The 17,482-nt window shown below is 73.8% G+C and carries 18 protein-coding genes and 1 pseudogene; 8 read left to right on the top strand and 11 right to left on the bottom strand.

Annotated elements, in window-relative coordinates:
• Positions 1 to 182: 182 nt before the first annotated feature.
• The 3 genes from ABTY20_RS32200 to ABTY20_RS32190 form a co-directional block, all read right to left on the bottom strand.
• On the bottom strand, positions 183 to 1,028 hold the full coding sequence (locus ABTY20_RS32200; RefSeq protein WP_352000687.1) for a spermidine synthase: 846 nt from the start codon (positions 1,026 to 1,028) through the stop codon (positions 183 to 185).
• 73 nt (positions 1,029 to 1,101) lie between these two features.
• Positions 1,102 to 2,283, bottom strand: coding sequence for an elongation factor Tu (gene tuf / locus ABTY20_RS32195; protein WP_352000686.1), 1,182 nt, complete (start codon positions 2,281 to 2,283; stop codon positions 1,102 to 1,104).
• Positions 2,284 to 2,587: 304 nt separating this feature from the next.
• Positions 2,588 to 3,316 (bottom strand): DNA alkylation repair protein, encoded by a 729-nt coding sequence (locus ABTY20_RS32190; protein WP_352000685.1) that lies wholly within the window; start codon positions 3,314 to 3,316, stop codon positions 2,588 to 2,590.
• Between the two features lie 49 nt (positions 3,317 to 3,365).
• Here ABTY20_RS32190 and ABTY20_RS32185 point away from each other — a divergent pair, with 49 nt between their 5' ends.
• From ABTY20_RS32185 to ABTY20_RS32175, 3 genes are all read left to right on the top strand, one after another.
• Entirely contained in the window at positions 3,366 to 4,139 is a 774-nt protein-coding gene (locus ABTY20_RS32185) for a TVP38/TMEM64 family protein (RefSeq protein ID WP_352000684.1), read from the top strand.
• Positions 4,140 to 4,449: 310 nt separating this feature from the next.
• Entirely contained in the window at positions 4,450 to 5,325 is an 876-nt protein-coding gene (locus ABTY20_RS32180) for an undecaprenyl-diphosphate phosphatase (RefSeq protein ID WP_352000683.1), read from the top strand.
• Positions 5,326 to 5,463: 138 nt separating this feature from the next.
• The gene (locus tag ABTY20_RS32175; protein ID WP_352000682.1) at positions 5,464 to 5,643 is read left to right on the top strand and encodes a hypothetical protein; all 180 of its coding nucleotides are present in this window, start codon (positions 5,464 to 5,466) and stop codon (positions 5,641 to 5,643) included.
• A 25-nt stretch (positions 5,644 to 5,668) separates the two neighbouring features.
• On the opposite strand, the gene ABTY20_RS32170 is transcribed toward ABTY20_RS32175, so the two are convergent.
• Positions 5,669 to 6,409 (bottom strand): SDR family NAD(P)-dependent oxidoreductase, encoded by a 741-nt coding sequence (locus ABTY20_RS32170; RefSeq protein ID WP_352000681.1) that lies wholly within the window; start codon positions 6,407 to 6,409, stop codon positions 5,669 to 5,671.
• A gap of 205 nt (positions 6,410 to 6,614) precedes the next feature.
• Here ABTY20_RS32170 and lnt point away from each other — a divergent pair, with 205 nt between their 5' ends.
• Positions 6,615 to 8,180 carry an apolipoprotein N-acyltransferase gene (gene lnt, locus ABTY20_RS32165; protein WP_352000680.1) on the top strand — a complete coding sequence of 522 codons (1,566 nt, stop codon included), beginning with the start codon at positions 6,615 to 6,617 and terminating at the stop codon, positions 8,178 to 8,180.
• On the opposite strand, the gene ABTY20_RS32160 is transcribed toward lnt, so the two are convergent.
• A complete protein-coding gene (locus ABTY20_RS32160) occupies positions 8,104 to 9,009 on the bottom strand; it encodes a Gfo/Idh/MocA family protein (protein ID WP_352000679.1) in 906 nt (301 codons plus the stop codon). The two genes, lnt and ABTY20_RS32160, sit on opposite strands and share 77 nt — an antisense overlap.
• Complete coding sequence (locus tag ABTY20_RS32155) at positions 8,981 to 10,204, bottom strand: FAD-dependent monooxygenase (RefSeq protein WP_352000678.1); 1,224 nt, start codon at positions 10,202 to 10,204, stop codon at positions 8,981 to 8,983. The genes ABTY20_RS32160 and ABTY20_RS32155 overlap by 29 nt, the downstream gene beginning before the upstream one ends.
• Positions 10,205 to 10,314: 110 nt before the next feature.
• On the opposite strand from ABTY20_RS32155, the gene ABTY20_RS32150 reads away from it, so the two are divergent.
• The 3 genes from ABTY20_RS32150 (at position 10,315) to ABTY20_RS32140 (ending at position 12,056) form a co-directional block, all read left to right on the top strand.
• The gene (locus ABTY20_RS32150; RefSeq protein ID WP_352000677.1) at positions 10,315 to 10,917 is read left to right on the top strand and encodes a TetR/AcrR family transcriptional regulator; all 603 of its coding nucleotides are present in this window, start codon (positions 10,315 to 10,317) and stop codon (positions 10,915 to 10,917) included.
• A 31-nt stretch (positions 10,918 to 10,948) separates the two neighbouring features.
• Positions 10,949 to 11,461, top strand: coding sequence for a DinB family protein (locus tag ABTY20_RS32145; protein ID WP_352000676.1), 513 nt, complete (start codon positions 10,949 to 10,951; stop codon positions 11,459 to 11,461).
• A 271-nt stretch (positions 11,462 to 11,732) separates the two neighbouring features.
• Positions 11,733 to 12,056, top strand: a complete 324-nt coding sequence (locus ABTY20_RS32140; RefSeq protein WP_352000675.1) for a hypothetical protein — start codon at positions 11,733 to 11,735, stop codon at positions 12,054 to 12,056.
• A 28-nt stretch (positions 12,057 to 12,084) separates the two neighbouring features.
• Here ABTY20_RS32140 and ABTY20_RS32135 read toward each other — a convergent pair whose 3' ends face one another.
• From ABTY20_RS32135 to fabG, 5 genes are all read right to left on the bottom strand, one after another.
• Positions 12,085 to 12,600 (bottom strand): hypothetical protein, encoded by a 516-nt coding sequence (locus tag ABTY20_RS32135; RefSeq protein ID WP_352000674.1) that lies wholly within the window; start codon positions 12,598 to 12,600, stop codon positions 12,085 to 12,087.
• Between the two features lie 141 nt (positions 12,601 to 12,741).
• The gene (ung, locus tag ABTY20_RS32130; RefSeq protein WP_352000673.1) at positions 12,742 to 13,425 is read right to left on the bottom strand and encodes a uracil-DNA glycosylase; all 684 of its coding nucleotides are present in this window, start codon (positions 13,423 to 13,425) and stop codon (positions 12,742 to 12,744) included.
• A 90-nt stretch (positions 13,426 to 13,515) separates the two neighbouring features.
• Positions 13,516 to 15,102, bottom strand: coding sequence for an ABC transporter substrate-binding protein (locus ABTY20_RS32125; RefSeq protein WP_352000672.1), 1,587 nt, complete (start codon positions 15,100 to 15,102; stop codon positions 13,516 to 13,518).
• A 256-nt stretch (positions 15,103 to 15,358) separates the two neighbouring features.
• Entirely contained in the window at positions 15,359 to 16,117 is a 759-nt protein-coding gene (locus tag ABTY20_RS32120) for an SDR family oxidoreductase (RefSeq protein ID WP_352000671.1), read from the bottom strand.
• 13 nt (positions 16,118 to 16,130) lie between these two features.
• Positions 16,131 to 16,892, bottom strand: a complete 762-nt coding sequence (gene fabG / locus ABTY20_RS32115) for a 3-oxoacyl-ACP reductase FabG (RefSeq protein ID WP_149550533.1) — start codon at positions 16,890 to 16,892, stop codon at positions 16,131 to 16,133.
• Positions 16,893 to 17,182: 290 nt separating this feature from the next.
• Between fabG and ABTY20_RS32110 the strand changes: the two are divergent.
• Positions 17,183 to 17,482: pseudogene (locus ABTY20_RS32110) on the top strand (excalibur calcium-binding protein); the annotation flags it as partial.

The raw sequence follows: 17,482 nt of genomic DNA, 5'->3' as shown, positions 1-17,482 counted from the left end.
CTCCGCCTTGCATCTGCACGCACCAAGCCCCGCTCGGGTCGGCCACGACGCACCGTCGGTCGCGGCCGACCTGATCCAAACGAGAGGCCCTAGCGGCCCGTGGACGCCGGCGTCCACGGGCGTCCGGAAGGGGGCGGACGGTGCCGGCGCGGTGGACGGCCCCGGCGGTCCGGGACGCCGGGTCAGCCGATGCCGAACGCCCCGGCGGGGGGCACCGGTGACGGCACGGCGTCCTCGTCCCGTACCGGGAGCGCGCCGCGGACGAAGTCCCGCAGCGCGGCCCCGTGTTCCACCCGGGCCGGGAAGGCGTCGGCGGCGGTGACGCGGGACAGGGCGGCGACGTCCAGGGGGCGGTGGGCGGCGGCCAGGACCGCGTTGCCGAAGCGGCGGCCGCGCAGCACCCCCGGCTCGGCGATGAGCGCCAGTTCCCCGAACCGCGTCGCCAGGGTGGCGATCTGGGAGCGGAGGAAGGCGAACGGGGCCGCGTCCGCGAGGTTGGCGAGGTAGACCCCGCCGGGCCGCAGGACGCGTGCGGCCTCCTGCGCGTACGCGACGGAGGTCAGGTGCGCCGGGACCCGCGAGCCGCCGAAGACGTCGGCGACCAGGACGTCCGCGCTGTCGTCGGGGGCCGACTCCAGCCAGGCGCGGGCGTCCGCCGCGTGCAGGGTGACGTCGGCGCCGGCGGGGAGGGGCAGGTGTTCGGCGACCAGTTCCAGCAGTCCCCGGTCGAACTCCACGACGTGCTGCCGGGAGCCGGGACGGGTGGCGGCCAGGTAGCGGGGCAGGGTGAGCGCCCCGCCGCCGAGGTGCAGGGCGTCCAGCGGGCTCCCCGGTTCCGCCACGGTGTCGAGGACGTGGCCGAGCCGCCGGGTGTACTCGAACTCCAGATGGGCCGGCTCGTCGAGGTCGACGTACGACTGCGGCGCCCCGTCGACGGTCAGCAGCCAGGCCCGCTCCCGGTCCACGTCGGGCATCAGCTTGGCGGTGCCGTGATCGACGGCGCGGGTCACGGGGATGGGCTCGCTCACCGTCCCATTGTGTGCCGTCGCCCGCACGGCCGGCCGCCCGCCCCCTGTGCGGGAACGGGCGGCCGGCCTTCGCTCAGCCGACCTCCGTCACCGTGCCGGCGCCGACCGTGCGGCCGCCCTCACGGACGGCGAAGCCGAGCCCGGCCTCCAGCGGTACCTCGCGCCCCAGTTCCACGGTCATGGTGACCGTCTCCCCGGGCCGCGCCACCGCCGCCTCACCGAGGTCGACGTCGCCCACGACGTCCGCCGTGCGGATGTAGAACTGCGGCCGGTACCCGGTCGACACCGGTGTCGTACGGCCGCCCTCGCGGGCCGACAGCACGTACACCTGCGCGGTGAAGCGCCGGCTCGGCGCCACGCTGCCCGGCGCGGCCACCACGTGTCCGCGCCGCACCGCGTCCCGCGGCACCCCGCGCAGCAGCAGCGCCACGTTGTCGCCGGCCTGCGCCTCCTCCATCGGCTTGCCGAAGGTCTCCAGGCCGGTCACCACGGTCTCCACCCCGGCGCCGAGCACCTCGACCCGGTCGCCGACGCGGACCGTGCCCCGCTCCACCGCGCCGGTGACGACGGTGCCCCGGCCGGTGATGGTGAGCACGTTCTCCACCGGCAGCAGGAACGGCGCGTCCAGGTACCGCTCGGGCATGGGCACATAGGTGTCCACCGCGTCGAGCAGCGCGTCGATCGACGCCGTCCAGCGCGGGTCGCCCTCCAGCGCCTTCAGGCCGGAGACCCGCACGACGGGCGCGGACCCGCCGCCGTAGCCGTGCGCGGAGAGCAGGTCGCGGACCTCCAGTTCGACCAGGTCGGTCAGCACGGCGTCCTCGCCGTCGTCGACGGCGTCGGCCTTGTTGAGGGCGACCACGATGTGGTCGACCCCCACCTGCCGGGCGAGCAGCACGTGTTCGGCGGTCTGCGGCATGATCCCGTCGAGCGCGGAGACGACGAGGATCGCCCCGTCGAGCTGCGCGGCACCGGTGACCATGTTCTTGACGTAGTCGGCGTGGCCGGGCATGTCGACGTGCGCGTAGTGCCGGGTGTCGGTCTCGTACTCGACGTGCGCGATGTTGATGGTGATGCCGCGGGCTACCTCCTCCGGGGCCCGGTCGATGCGGTCGAACGGGACGAAACCGCCGGAGCCGCGCTCGGCGAGGACCTTGGTGATGGCGGCGGTCAGGGTGGTCTTGCCGTGGTCGACATGGCCCATCGTGCCGATGTTCAGATGCGGTTTGGTGCGGACGTACGCCGTCTTGGACATGGCGGTACCTCGAAGCCTCTCGGTGGTGGTGCGTGAGCGGGCCCCGGGCGCGGCGGATCGGCGCGCGGCCGGGACGGGGACCCCGGGGACCTGGCCGACCCTCCCCCTGGGGGGTCCGCCGGGCGATCCGGGGAGGGTCAGCTTCGGGCGCCGTCGACTGCGGCGAGGAAAGCGGGAACGGCAGCCTCCGGGGCATCCGCGACCGCGGATGCTGCGAGGTGGAAGGCGTACCGGAACATGGTGCCGATCCTTGCCGACGGCCCGCCCCGCGTCGAATGGTTTTCCGCGGCGCGCAGGCCGGCCGCTACGCGCCGATGTTCCTCAGCGCCTCCCGCACCGACAGCGGCGCGAACCGTCCCCGCTCGCGCGCCAGGAAGTCCCGCACGGCGTCCGGATCGGTCCTGGCGTACTCCCGCAGGCACCAGCCGATGGCCTTGCGGACGAAGAAGTCCGGGTGGCCGGACCGCCGCAGACAGTGGTCGAAGAGGCGCGCGGTGTCGGTGCGCTCCTTGTGGCGCAACTGGTGGAGCAGGGCGGTGCGGACGAGCCACAGGTCGTCGTCGCCGATCCACTCGTCCATCTCGGCGGCGAGCCGCGGATCGGCGGCGACCAGCGCCCCGACGACGTGCGCGGCGAGCAGGTCGACCGTGTCCCACCAGGGGTCCGTGGTGACGAGGCGGCGGGCGACGGGCAGGAAGCCGGAGGAACAGTGCCGCACGTGGCGGCGCAGGTAGTCCACGGCGAAGTACCGGTACTCGCGCTCGGGCAACTCCCAGCAGCGCAGGGCGACGGCCGCGCAGTCGGCCTCGTCGGGCCGGGGCAGCCCTTCCACGACGGTCCGGGACAGGGCGCGGCGGACCGGGGCGGCCAGGCCCAGGAAGGGGGCGACGTCCTTCATGTACGCCCGCATGGCGGCGGCCCGCCCGGGGTCGGCCGCCGGCCCGTACGCGGCGGTGAGCCGCTCCAGCACCGTGTCGGCGAGCCGACTGCCCGGTATCCGCGGCACCACCGGACCGCCTTCTGTGACGCGCATGAGACGAACCCTACGGCGATCACACATATGTGTCGGTTAGTGTCACCGAATGCTCGATGCCACCAACCGCTCTGGGGGCACCGCCGCGGCCTCTCCCCGGGCCACCGCCACGGACCTCGCGATACCGCTCCCGCCGGCCCCCGCCACGGGACCCGCCGCCCGCTGCCTCAGACTCCTGCTGTCGCCGTGGGCACGGCTGTCCCTGCTGGTCGCGCTGCTGCTCACCGCCGCGTCGCTGATGCTGGCCCTCGAGCCGCAGCGGCTGCTGACCGACGGCTGGCCGGACCGGCTCGGCGGGGCCGCGGCGGTCGCGGCGTACGCGGTGGCCTACGGGGTGTGCACGGTGGCGTTCGTGCCGCGCCCGCTGCTGAACCTCGCCGCGGGCGCGCTGTTCGGCACCCAGCTCGGCCTGGGCGCGGCGGTGGGCGGTACGGTGCTGGGCGCCGGTCTGGCCTTCTGCCTGGGGCGCGCGCTCGGCCAGGAGGCGCTCCGTCCGCTGTTGCGCGGACGCTGGCTGAAGGCCGCGGACGACCAGCTGAGCCGGCACGGCTTCCGCTCGATGCTGGCGGCCCGGCTGTTCCCGGGCATCCCGTTCGCCGCCTCCAACTACTGTGCCGCCGTCTCACGCATGGGCCTGCCGCCGTTCCTGCTGGCGACGGCGCTCGGTTCGGTCCCGAACACCGCCGCCTACGTCGTGGCCGGCGCCCGCGCCTCGACACCGACGTCCCCGGCCTTCCTGATCGCGCTGGCCTGCATCGCCGTACCGGGTCTGGTGGGCGCGGCGGTGGCGTGGCGCAAGCGGCACCGGCTGCGCGGGCGGTGAGCCGGCGCGTCGGACACGTCCGGTCGCCATCGCGTCGACGAGCCCGCCGGCCTCGCACAGGGGCCGCGGGGCGTGGCGGGCGCCGCGTCCGCGCACCGCGTGGACCGGGGCCGTGGCGCCGCCGAGCACGCCGGCCCGGGCCGGCGGTCGGAGGAACGAACCCGCCGGGGACGGGAGCCGTGAAGCCCCTGTACCGGACCTGTTCATCTTGGGGCGCTACGCTTCCCCCCCGGCGCGCCCGATCACCGCTGACGGCGGTGCGGCGCGTCCGTCGCCCGTCCCACGATCGGCACTTGGACTCCGCTACCTCATGTCTTGGTTCGAATCACTCATCCTCGGACTCGTCCAGGGGCTGACCGAGTTCCTGCCCGTCTCCTCCAGCGCGCACCTGCGGCTGACCGCGGCCTTCTCCGGCTGGGAGGACCCCGGCGCGGCCTTCACCGCGATCACCCAGATCGGCACGGAGACCGCGGTCCTGATCTACTTCCGCAAGGACATCGGCCGGATCCTGTCGGCCTGGACCCGCTCGCTGACGGACAAGGGGATGCGCCGCGACCAGGACGCGCGCATGGGGTGGCTCGTCATCGTCGGCTCGATCCCGATCGGCGTGCTCGGGGTGACGCTCAAGGACCAGATCGAGGGCCCGTTCCGTGATCTGCGGCTCACCGCGGCGATGCTGATCGGCATGGGCGTCGTGCTCGGCGTCGCCGACCGCCTCGCGGCACGGAGCGAGAGCGGTGGCCGGCACCGCGTGGCCAGGCAGCGCAAGGAACTCGGGGACCTGAGCGTCAGGGACGGCCTGATCTACGGCGTCTGCCAGGCCATGGCCCTCATCCCGGGCGTCTCCCGCTCCGGCGCCACCATCAGCGGCGGTCTGTTCATGGGCTACCGGCGCGAGGCCGCGGCCCGCTACTCCTTCCTGCTCGCCATCCCCGCGGTGCTGGCCTCCGGCGTGTTCGAGCTGAAGGACGCCGCGGAGGGCGGACACGTCTCCTGGGGACCGACGCTCTTCGCGACGGTCATCGCCTTCGTCACCGGCTACGCGGTGATCGCCTGGTTCATGAAGTTCATCTCGACCAAGAGCTTCATGCCGTTCGTCTGGTACCGCGTCGCGCTCGGCATCGTCATCCTCGCGCTGGTCGCCACGGGCAGCCTCAGCCCGCACGCGGCGGAGTCGGCGGGCTGATCCCGAGGGGGAACGCCGCCGTCGGGCGGGAACACGCCCGCGGTGGCGGGAACGTGACCCGGGCACGTGACCGAAGACATACGGTGCGCGTAGTCGTCCGGTAGCGCACTGTCAGTCCCTGGCCCTAGGCTTGTCCGCATGTCCCCCGACTTAGTGACCCCTGGTTCCGCGCGGTCCGCCGCCGAGGTCAACGAGCAGATCCGCGCGCTGTGGCTGCGCGCGGGCGGGTCCCTGTCCGCCCAGGAGCGCGAGCAGTACGAACTGCTGGTGGTCGAGTGGGCGGCGGCGGTCCGCGGCCGGGTCGTCAAGGCGGCCTGACCCCCCGCCCCTCGCGCGGTACGGCTCAGCGCCCGCCCGCCACTCTCAGCACCGTCCCCGTGGTGTACGAGGCGTCCGGCGACATCAGCCACGCCACGGCGGCCGCGATCTCCTCGGCCCGTCCCGCCCGCCGCAGCGGAATGCTCCCGGCCATGTCCCGGACCCGGTCCGGGGCCCCCATCGCGGCGTGCATCTCCGTGTCGACCAGACCCGGGGCGATCGCGTTGACCCGGATGCCGTCCGGACCGAGTTCCTTCGCCAGGCCCAGGGTCAGGGTGTCGACGGCGGCCTTGGTGGCCGCGTAGTGCACGTACTCGTTCGGACTGCCCAGCGTGGCGGCGCCCGACGAGATGTTCACGATCACGCCCCCGCCCCGGGGCGTCATGAGCTGCGCGGCTCGCCGCGCGCACAGCAGCGTGCCCATGACGTTGACGTCGACGACCCGCCGCAGGACGTCCGTGCCGACCTCGGTGAACCGCCCCAGCGGCCCGGTGACCGCCGCGTTGTTCACCAGCCCCGTCACCGGTCCGAGCTCCCGCTCCGCCACCTCGAAGAGCCGCTCGACGTCCGCCTCGACGGACGTGTCCGCGCGCACGGTCACGGCCCGCGCCCCGGCCGCCCGCACCCCCTCCGCCACCGTCTCGGCGGCCGCGGAGTCCCGGACGCAGTTCACCACCACGTCGTGCCCCTCCGCCGCGAGCCGCAGGCAGATCGCGGCGCCGATGCCCCGGCTGCCACCGGTGACCACCGTGACGAGACGCTTCATGAGTACCTCCGGGCGAAGATCGCGGGACGAGGGCCCCAGGTTCGCAGACGCGCCCGTACGCCGTCGTCGCGGGGGCGGGGCGCGGGAGGAGCCCGGCCGCGCCCCCGGACGACGTCCGGTCCGTGTGATCGGCTGAGCCGGCGGGCACTGTTCCGGAGCGCTCCCGGGACGCACACTCGGGGCACCACGGGGTAGGGAGGCGCCTATGAAGACGCTCGGTCACCGGCTCGCTTCCTCCTGGCGGCGCTCGGCCGCCGCCGTGGTCGCGGGCGCCCTGCCCGTCCTGGCCTTTCCCGCCCCTTCCCTGTGGTGGTTCGCCTACGTCGCCCTGGTCCCGTGGGTGCTGCTGGCCCGTACCGCTCCGACGGGCGGACGGGCGGCCCGCGACGGCTGGTGCGGCGGGTTCGGCTTCATGCTGGCCATGCACCACTGGCTGCTGCCGAATCTGCACGTGTTCACCTTCGTCATCGCCGCCCTGCTGGGCGCGTTGTGGGCGCCGTGGGGGTGGCTGGTGCGGCGGCTGCTGGGCGGAGCGCCCTCGCGCGGGCGGGTCGCCGCCGCGCTCGTCGTGGTGCCGTCGGGGTGGCTGGCGATCGAACTCGTCCGCTCCTGGCAGGGGCTCGGCGGCCCCTGGGGCGTGCTCGGTGCGAGCCAGTGGGAGGTGGAGGCCGCGCTGCGGCTGGTGTCGGTGGGCGGGGTGTGGCTGGCGAGCTTCCTGATCGTGGCCCTGAACGTCGCCGTGGCCGTGCTCACCGCGGTCCGGCGGACGCGCGCGCCGGCCGTGGCCGGGCTGGTCGCCGTGGCCGCGGCCGCCTCCGCCGCCTGGGTCTGGTCGCCGCGCCCGGACGTCCACGACCGGGTCCGGATCGCGCTCGTGCAGCCGGGAGTCGTCTCCGGGCCCGACAGCGCGGACCGGCGCTTCGACCGTGAGGAACGGCTCACCCGCGAGCTCGCCGGGCAGGACGTCGGCCTGATCGTCTGGGGCGAGAGCAGCGTCGGCTTCGACCTCGGGGACCGGCCCGACCTCGCGCGGCGGCTCGCCGCGCTGTCCCGCGGGACGGGGGCCGGGATCCTGGTCAATGTGGACGCCCGGCGGTCGGACCGGCCCGGGATCTACAAGAGTTCGGTCCTGATCGGCCCGGACGGCCCGACCGGCGACCGGTACGACAAGATGCGGCTGGTCCCCTTCGGTGAGTACATCCCGGCGCGCTCCCTGCTGGGCTGGGCGACCTCCGTCGGCAAGGCGGCCGGCGAGGACCGCCGGCAGGGCTCCGGGCAGGTCGTGATGGACGCGGGGAACGGGCTGCGGATCGGCCCGCTGGTGTGCTTCGAGTCCGCGTTCCCCGACATGAGCCGGCATCTCGCCGAGGACGGCGCGAAGGTGCTGCTCGCCCAGTCCTCCACCGCGACGTTCCAGCAGAGCTGGGCCCCCGGACAGCACGCCTCGCTGGCCGCGTTGCGCGCCGCCGAGACCGGCCGTCCGATGGTGCACGCGACCCTGACGGGCGTCTCCGCCGTCTACGGCCCGGACGGCGGGCCCGTCGGCCCGCGGCTCGGCACCGGCACCGCCGCGGCACGGGTGTACGAGGTGCCGCTGGCGCACGGCGCCACGCCCTACGTCCGCTTCGGCGACTGGCCGCTGCACGCGGCGCTGCTGGTCCTCGGGGGCTGGGGCGTCACCGAGGCGGTACGCGTCAGGCGGGGCGCTCGTGGATCTCTCGCAGAACCCGCTCGCACAGCTCATGGGTCGCCAGTGCGTCCCGGGCACTGAGCACCGTGCCCGCGCGCACCGCGTCCAGGAAGGCGAGCACCGCCTGCTCGATGCCGCGCTGCCGCGACACCGGGACCCAGTCGCCGCGCCGTCGCACGGTGGGCTGTCCCTTGTGGTCGATCACCTCCGAGAGGTTGACCACCTGCCGCTTGGTGTCCTGTCCGGAGACCTCCAGGACCTCCTCGGCGGAACCGCTGAGGCGGTTCATCACGCCGAGCGCGGTGAAGCCGTCCCCGGAGAGCTGGAGCACCACGTGGTGCAGCAGCCCGTCCTCGGTGCGGGCGCGCACGGTCACGTCGTCGACCGTGCCGGGCACCAGGAAGCGCAGGGTGTCGACGACGTGGATGAAGTCGTCGAGGATCGTCGTGCGGGGCTGCTCGGGCAGCCCGACGCGGTTCTTCTGCATGAGGATCAGCTCGCGCGGATGGTCGGCGCACTGGACGTAGCCGGGGGCGAAGCGCCGGTTGAAGCCGACGGCGAGGCTCGTGCCGCGTTCCTCGGCGAGCGCCACCAGCCGCTCGGAGTCGGCCAGTTCGTAGGCGAGCGGCTTGTCGACGTACGTCGGCACGCCCGCTTCCAGGAGCCGGGTGACGGTCTGCGGGTGGACCTCGGTCGGCGCGTGCACGAAGGCCGCGTCGAGGTCCTGGGCGAGCAGGGAGCCGAGGTCCGCGTGGCGCCGGCCGGGCGGGAGGTGGAGACCGTCGGCGACCCGTTCGAGCGTCGCGGGGGTGCGGGTCTGCAGGTGCAGCTCCACCTCGGGCCGGTGGGCGAGCACCGGGAGGTAGGCCTTCTGCGCGATGTCACCGAGTCCGATGCAGCCGACCTTCACCGTGTGTGCTCCTCTGTCCCTTGCCCGCCGTGGTCCGGGAAGCATACGGCCGCTGCGGCGGGTGCCAGTCGGCGATTCCCTCGAAACCGCGCAGGAGCAGCGCGGGAGCGGCCTTCGACAGCGCGGCGAGCGCGTTGTCGCGTACGGCGGCGCCGACGCGCCCGGTCCCCATGTTGAGGCGGGCCACCCGCACCGCCCGGCGGGCGATGGCGGTGGTGCGGGGCAGCCGGGCCGCGGTGTAGGCGGGCAGGTCGCCGGCGTGGTGGGCGAGGGTGACCGCGTCCTCGATCGCCTGGTTGCCGCCCTGGCCGAGGGTCGGCGGCATGGCGTGCGCGGCGTCGCCGACCAGGGCCACCCGGCCGCGGTGGAACGCGGGCAGCGGTTCGGCGATGTGGTGGACGTCGTGGCGGAGCACGTCCTCGGGGCGGGCGGCCGCCAGCACCTCGGGGACGGGGGTGTGCCAGTCGCCGTAGAGCCGGAGCAGTTCGGCCCGCTCGTCGTCCCGGGCGTGCTCGCCGGGAGGCGCCAGTGCGGCCGCGTACGCGTAGACGCGGCCGTCCTTGAGCGGGTGCGTGCCCCAGATGCGGCCCCGGCCCCAGGTCTCGTGCGAGGCGAACTCCACGCCGGGCAGGGGGATCACCAGTCGCCAGGTGGTGAAACCGGAGTACACCGGCCCGGGGTGACCGGGGAAGAGGTCGCGGCGCACGGCGGAGCGGATGCCGTCGGCGGCCACCACCAGATCGGCCTCCAGGTCGCCGGCCGGGGTGCCGATCCTGGCGGGGCGGCCCGGGGCGCCGGGGTCGAGGAGGCGGGCCGCGGTGCCCGTGCGGACGGCGCCGGACGGGAGTCGCGCGGCCAGGTGGCCGATGAGGGTGGCGCGGTGGAGCAGGACGAGCGGCCCGCCGAAGCGCTCGGCCGCCGCCGTGGCGCTGGTGCGGGCCAGCCACCGGCCGCCGGGCGCGCGCAGCCCGCCGTCGCCCTGCCAGGCCGACAGGGCGCGGACGTCGTCGCCGAGCCCGATGACGTCCAGCGCACGGAGCGCGTTGGGCGACAGGGAGATGGCGGCGCCGACCGGTTCCAGGGACCCGGCCCGCTCCAGCACCGTCACCCGCGCACCGCGCCGGTGCAGGGCGACGGCCGCGGTCAGGCCGCCGATCCCGCCGCCGATCACGACCGCCCGCTCGATGCCTGCCATGGCTCCTCCTCCTGCCGGGGACCGCACGCGCGGCACGTGCGGAACTACATCCGTAGTGCACTCCGGGTCCAACGTACTACAGCCGTAGTGAGCCGGGTAGTTTGACCTCCATGTCCGTACGCACCCCGGGCGCCGCCCGTGCCGATCTCGTCGCCGACGCCGCCCTCGCCCTGCTCGCCGAGCGCGGGATGCGCGGCCTCACCCACCGGGCGGTCGACGAGGCGGCCGGACTCCCCCAGGGGTCCACCTCGAACCTGGCACGCACCCGGCAGTCCCTGCTGGAACTGGCGGTGCGACGGCTCGCCGAACGGGAGGCGCGGGTGCTCGCACTGCACGAGATGCCCGATCCGCGGGCCGGCGCCGGCGCCCTGGTGGACGCCCTCGCACTGGCCGCCCACCGCGCGCTGACCGGCAACCGGGAGCTGACCCTCGCCCGCTACGAGCTGGCCCTGGAGGCCACTCGCCGCCCCGAGCTGCGGGCCTACTTCGACGCGGCCGGCGCCCGGTTCCGCGATCGGCTGACCGCCCTCGTCACCGGGCTCGGTTCCACGGACCCCGAGCGTCACTCGCTGTCGCTGATCGCCTGGGCGGACGGCCTGATGTTCTCCTGCGTGGCCGGCTCGTTCAGCGCGCGCGTGCCGGACCTCGCCGAGGTCCGCTCGGGCCTGGAGGAACTGCTGGCCGGAATGCTCGGGGCCGAAGAACCCTGGTGAAGTGGATCAGCGCCGGGCCAGGATGGAGGGCATGACGACCGAGCGCACCGAACCCGCCCACGACGCCGACGAACGCTCCATGCTGGAGGGGTGGCTCGACCACCACCGCGCCACCCTCGCCCGCAAGTGCGAAGGACTGACCGACGAGCAGCTGCGCACCGCGTCGGTGCCGCCCTCGGACCTGTCCCTGATGGGCCTGGTGCGGCACATGTCTGAAGTGGAGCGCGGCTGGTTCCGCAGGGTGCTCGCGGACGAGGACGCCGGTCCCCTCTACCGCAGCGAGGCCGACCCGGACGGCGACTTCCGCCTCACCGGGGCGGACACCTGGCAGGAGGCGTACGGCACCTGGCAGGCCGAGATCGCCGCCGCGCGGAGCAACGCGGCCGGCTTCGCCCTCGACGATCCGTCCCGGGGCCGCCACCGGTCCAGCGCGGATCCGTACAGCCTGCGCTGGATCTACACCCACATGATCGAGGAGTACGCGCGTCACAACGGCCACGCCGATCTGATCCGCGAACGGATCGACGGCGCCACCGGCGAATGACGTCACCCACGGCCCCGGCGGGGCCTCCGTACGGGGCGGGAGATCACCCGTGCGGGGCACACCGTGCCGGTCCGGTCCCCTCCGGGCGTCCGGAGCCAGCAGAGTGGCGCGGGTGCATCGAACGACGACCACAGCAACGCTTCTGGTGACCGTCGCCCTCGCGGCTCTCTCGGGCTGTGTGACGGTCCAGCGCCCCCTCGCCCCCGGACCGGCGACCACACCGTCCCAGGGGATCGGGCCACGCCCGGTCGGGGGGAACGAGACGGAGGTCGTGCAGGCACCCGCGCGCGAGGCCCTGGAGATGATCGGTCCGTCCCGGCCCTCGAGGACGCCCGCGTCCCCCTCGCACCGTGCCGCTCCCCGGAGCACGCCGGAGCGGAAGGCGCCGCCCGACGACCGGACCGGGCGGGCCCGTCCCGGGACCGGCGGGGACGGCCTGCCGCGCCGTCCCGCGACGCGCCTCCCCGACACACCGGACCCGGTGCGCCGTGCCCCCTCCGACAGAGCGAAGCTCTGCGCCCTGGGCAAGCAGTACGGCGGCTGGCGCCCGGGCAGCCCGGAGTGGGTCATCTGCGAGGAGACCTACGGGCGCTGAACCGGCCGACGGGGCACGGGGACCGGTGCTAGGGACGCTGTCCCGGTGGCTCCCGGCCCTCGGGCGCCCGGCCCCCGTCCAGCAGGGCCTCCAACCGCCGGATGGCGTCCCGTACGCCCTCGCCGTAGCGGTCGTCGGCCAGGGCGCGGGCGGCGCCCCGGGCCCGGTGGAGATGGGCGCGGGCGGCGTCGGGGCGGCCGAGGCGGGCGTAGTCGGCGGCCAGGTTCAGCTGCAGCGACGGGTAGAGCGCGCGCACGGCGAGGGACCCCTCGCACGCGCCGGCGCGGCCGCCCGCGGCCTCCTCGGCCGCCGTCAGCGCCCGCAGGTCCCAGGCCAGTTCCTCCTCGGGGTCGTCCTGTGTGTCGGCGAGGTAGTGGGCCAGGGTGCAGCGGTACAGCGGGTCCCCGTGCTCGCCGAGCTCCGCCCACAGGCCGAGGAATCGGTGCCGGGCCTCCTCGCGGTCCCCCGCGTGGTGCAGCATCACGACCTGACCGATCCTCGTCGGCACGGTGTCCGGTGCCGCACGCTCCCGTCGCTCCGCCATCACGTCCTCCGCACCGCTCGCCGGCTGTCGCCCCCCGACGCTAGCCGCCGGCGGGGGCGATACCGGACAAGCCGCTCCGCGGCGCCTCGCGCGGACCGGGTGCGGGGGCCGGCGAAGCGGTCCGCACCCGGCGGGGCGGGGTCAGCCCACGTTCGGGATGGTCCAGTCGATCGGCTCGTGGCCCTGTGCCGCCACCGCCTCGTTGATCTGCGTGAAGGGGCGGGAGCCGAAGAACTTCTTCGCCGACAGCGGCGAGGGGTGCGCGCCCTTGACCACCACGTGGCGGCTCTCGTCGATCAGCGGCAGCTTCTTCTGCGCGTAGTTGCCCCACAGCACGAAGACCGCCGGGTCGGGGCGGTCCGCCACCGCGCGGATCACCGCGTCGGTGAAGCGCTCCCAGCCCCGCCCCTTGTGCGAGTTGGCCTCACCCGCGCGGACCGTGAGCACCGCGTTGAGCAGCAGCACGCCCTGCTCGGCCCACGGCATCAGATAGCCGTTGTCCGGGATGGGCGTGCCCAGCTCGGCGTGCATCTCCTTGTAGATGTTGCGCAGGGACGGGGGGATCCTCACCCCCGGGCGGACGGAGAAGCACAGGCCGTGCCCCTGGCCCTCGCCGTGGTAGGGGTCCTGACCCAGGATCAGGACCTTCACCTTGTCGTACGGCGTGGCGTCCAGCGCCGCGAAGACCTCCTCGCGGGGCGGGTAGACCGGACCGTTCGCCCGCTCCTCCTCGACGAACGCGGTCAGCTCCTCGAAGTAGGGCTGCTGCAGCTCGTCGCCCAGAACCCCGCGCCAGGACTCGGGCAGCATGGCGGTGTCGGTCACGTCGATGTCCTTACGTGTGCGGTCGCTTCCAGGACACAGAACCTACAGGCGACCACTGACAACCGGCCCGGCGAACGGCCGTGCCCGGCCCTACCAGCTGGTCTTCCGGGAGAGTTCCCAGACCATCATGATCGTGGACGGGTCCAGCGCCCGTTCCGCGCCGGAGATGTCCCGGCTGGCCGCCACGTGCTGCCGGCCCTGCCACAGCGGCAGCAGCCGCGCGTCGTCGGCCAGGATCCGCTGCGCCTCCTCGAACTGCTTCACCACGTTGCCGCGGTCGCTCTCCCGGCGGGATCCGGGCAGCAGCCGGGTCGTGATCTCGGTCGCCTCGTAGGGCGTGCCGAGCGCGTTCTGCTTGCCGACGAACGGGGCGATGAAGTTGTCCGCGTCCGGGAAGTCGGGGAACCAGCCGCGTCCGAACACCGGGTACTCGCCCTTCTGGTAGCCCTCGACGTACGTCTTCCAGGGGCGGCTCCTGAGCGTGACGTCGAACAGCTTCGACGCCTCCAGCTGGCGCTCGAGCTCCTTGAACTCCAGGGCGGTCTCGGAGCCGTAGCGGTCCGTGGTGTACCAGAGGGTCAGCGGGACCGGCTCGGTGATCCCGGCCCCGGTGAGGATCCGCCGGGCCTTGGACACGCTGGGCTCGCCGTAGTCGTCGAAGAAGCCGGTGGTGTGCCCGGTCAGGCCCTTGGGAACCATGGAGTACAGCGGGTCGACGGTGTCCTTGTAGACCTTGTGCGCGATCGCCGCGCGGTCGACGATCTGGGCGACGGCCCGGCGCACCTCCCTCTTGCCGGCCCACGGGTCCTTCGGGTTGAACACCAGGTAGTTGATGTCCGTGCCGGTGCCGTCGATCAGCTGGAGCTCCTCCTCCTTGGAGGTCTTGCCCTGGAGGTCGATGATGTCGCCCGCCGCCAGACCGCGGTAGGTGAGGTCGATCCGGTCGTCCCGCAACGCCTCGACCATGGTGCCGGAGTCCTGGAAGTAGCGGATGGTCACCGCGTCGTTGCGGTGCTCGGCGAAACCCTTGTAGCGCTCGTTGCGGGCGAGTTCGGCCTCCTCGCCCTCCTTGTACGACCGGAGCGTGTAGGGGCCCGAGCCGACGACGCCGTCGTCCTCGCGCAGGGCGTCGGCCGGGTAGGCGTCGGGGTCGACGATGGACATCGCCGGGGTGGCGAGCACGAACGGGAAGGTGGCGTCCGGCTTGTTGAGGTGGAAGACGACCTCGCGCTCGCTGGGCGCCTGCACCCGTTCGAGACTGCCCAGCAGGCCGGCCGGGCCGCTGTTGACGTCGATCCGCCGGATCCGGTCGATGGAGTGCTTGACGGCCTTGGCGTCGAGGGCGCTGCCGTCGGAGAACGTCAGCCCCTCGCGCAGTTCGCAGCGGAAGACCCGGTTGGTGCTGTCGGAGAACCCGCAGCTCCGGGCTGCGTCCGGCTGCGGGGTGCTCGCGCCCACCGGGTAACTCAGCAGGGTCTGGTAGATGTTGCGGAACAGCTCCCAGGAACTGTCCCAGGAGGCGGCGGGATCCAGCGTACTGGGCGAACTGGTGGTTCCCACGACGATGGGTCCCTCGTCGTCCGAGGACTCGGACGACAGGACGCCGCATCCGGTCACCAAGGACGATATGGACGCGATGGCCGCCACCCGCCGCAGGCATCGGTTCCGGTTGAACACGCGCACGCTCCTCGATCCGCCGTCCCAAGAGTTGGCAGACCATACCGCAGTGCTCGCCCCGTTGACCCCTTCTGTGCGGCCCTTGAGATCGACTCCCCGATGACTACGTTGTCACGCACCGTCGCGGCCCCGATACGCCGGCACGGGCGCCGTTTTCGTCGACGGACGCCCGTGCCGGATCGTCGGACAGCGGCGCCGCGCGGGCACTCGCGTCACCCGCGCGGCGCGCGGAACCGCCCCGCGCGGGGCGCCGGGTTCAGGCGACGCCGGCGTTCAGGAAGACGCCGCCGTCGACGACCAGGGTCTGACCGGTGACCCAGTCCGACTGGTCCGAGGTGAGGAACGCGGCGGCGCCGCCGATGTCGGAGGGCACGCCGAGCCGGCCCAGCGGGTAGCCGGCCGCGGCCTCCTCCTCCCGGCCCTCGTACAGCGCCTGCGCGAACTTGGTCTTCACCACGGCCGGGGCGATGGCGTTGACCCGCACCTTGGGCGCGAACTCGTGCGCCAGCTGCTGGGTCAGGTTGATCAGCGCGGCCTTGCTGACGCCGTAGGCGGCGATGAACGGCGAGGGCGCGAGGCCCGCGACGGAGGCGATGTTGACGATCGCGCCGCCGTTGTCCTTCTGCCAGGCGTGCCAGGTCTTCTGCGCGAAGCCGAGCGCCGAGATCACGTTGGTCTCGAACACCTTGCGCGCCACGTTCAGGTCGAGGTCGGCGATCGGCCCGAACACCGGGTTGGTGCCGGCGTTGTTGACCAGGTAGTCGACCCGGCCGAAGGCCTCCATGGCGCGCTCGACGGCGACGGCCTGGTGGGCCTCGTCGTGCGCCTTGCCGGCGACGTACACGGCCCGGTCGGGACCGAGCCTCTCGACGGCCTCCTTGAGGGCGTCCTCGCCCCGGCCGGTGATGCAGACCCGGTCGCCGCGCGCGACGAGGGCCTCGGCGACGCCGTAGCCGATGCCGCGGCTGGCGCCGGTGATCAGGGCGACCTTGCCCGAGAGTTCCACAGCGGTCATGTTCCCGGTCTCCCTAGTCGAGCGGTCCGCCGGCGACGTACAGCACCTGTCCGGAGACGAAGCCGGCCGCCTCACCGGTGAAGAAGGCGATCGCGTTGGCGATGTCCTCGGGCTCGCCGACGCGGGCGACCGGGATCTGGGTGGCGGCGGCGGCCTTGAAGTCCTCGAAGCCCATGCCGACGCGGTCGGCGGTGGCCTTGGTCATCTCGGTGGCGATGAAGCCGGGGGCGACGGCGTTGGCGGTGACGCCGAACTTGCCGAGCTCCTTGGCCAGGGTCTTGGTGAAGCCCTGGAGGCCGGCCTTGGCCGCCGAGTAGTTGACCTGGCCGCGGTTGCCGAGCGCGGAGGAGGAGGACAGGTTGACGATCCGTCCGAAGCCGGCGTCCACCATGTGCTTCTGACAGGCCTTCGACATCAGGAAGGCGCCGCGCAGGTGCACGTTCATGACGGTGTCCCAGTCGGAGACGCTCATCTTGAACAGCAGGTTGTCGCGCAGCACGCCCGCGTTGTTGACGAGGATCGTGGGTGCGCCGAGCTCCTCGGCGATGCGCGCGACGGCCGCCTCGACCTGTGCCTCGTCGGAGACGTCGCAGCCGACCGCGAGCGCCTTGCCACCGGCGGCGGTGATCTTTTCGACGGTGTCCTTGCAGGCGGCCTCGTCGAGGTCGATCACGGCGACCGCACGGCCCTCGGCGGCCAGTCGTACGGCGGTGGCGGCGCCGATGCCGCGCGCGGCGCCGGTGACGACCGCGACCCGCTGCTCAGTGGTGGACATTGCTGCTTCTCCTCGCGCTTGGGATGCGGCTCCTGCGGTCGGACCCGAATCGGTGAGCGACCGCTTAGTACCTTCAGCAGACGTGACGCTAGAAGCCCTGGCACCCGGTGTCAACGGCACACCGCGCGTGTGTGATCCATTCCCCGCGCGGGGCCCCCTTGCGCCCGCTGCGGCCGTCGCGCGCCCGGCGTCCGCGCGCAGCACCCGATCGGCCCACCGCTGCGCGCCCTCGCGCCGGGCGGCCCCTAGCGTCAGGACGTGAGCCACCCGCGGCCGGAAGGAGGCGCTCCATGCTCCGTCGCACCGGTGCCATGGGCACGCTGATCGCGCTCTGCGCGATCGTGCCGTTGGCCGACCCCGCTCGCGCCCAGGACCTGGACTGCGGCGACTTCACCTACCAGGAGGACGCGCAGGCCTTCTTCGACACGGACCGCAGCGATCCGCACCGGCTCGACGAGGACCCGGGTCCGGACGACGCAGTGGCCTGCGAGGCGCTGCCCCGGCGCGGTCTCACCTCGTCCACCTTCCGGCCCGCGCCCTCCGCCCCCGCACCGGTCCGGCCGCCCCGCCCCACCCCGGCCGCCACCCCC

Origin of the sequence: Streptomyces sp. NPDC126497, from assembly GCF_040302425.1 — a bacterium.
Taxonomy (GTDB): Bacteria; Actinomycetota; Actinomycetes; order Streptomycetales; family Streptomycetaceae; genus Streptomyces.
This window is presented reverse-complemented; position numbering and strand designations above follow the sequence as displayed.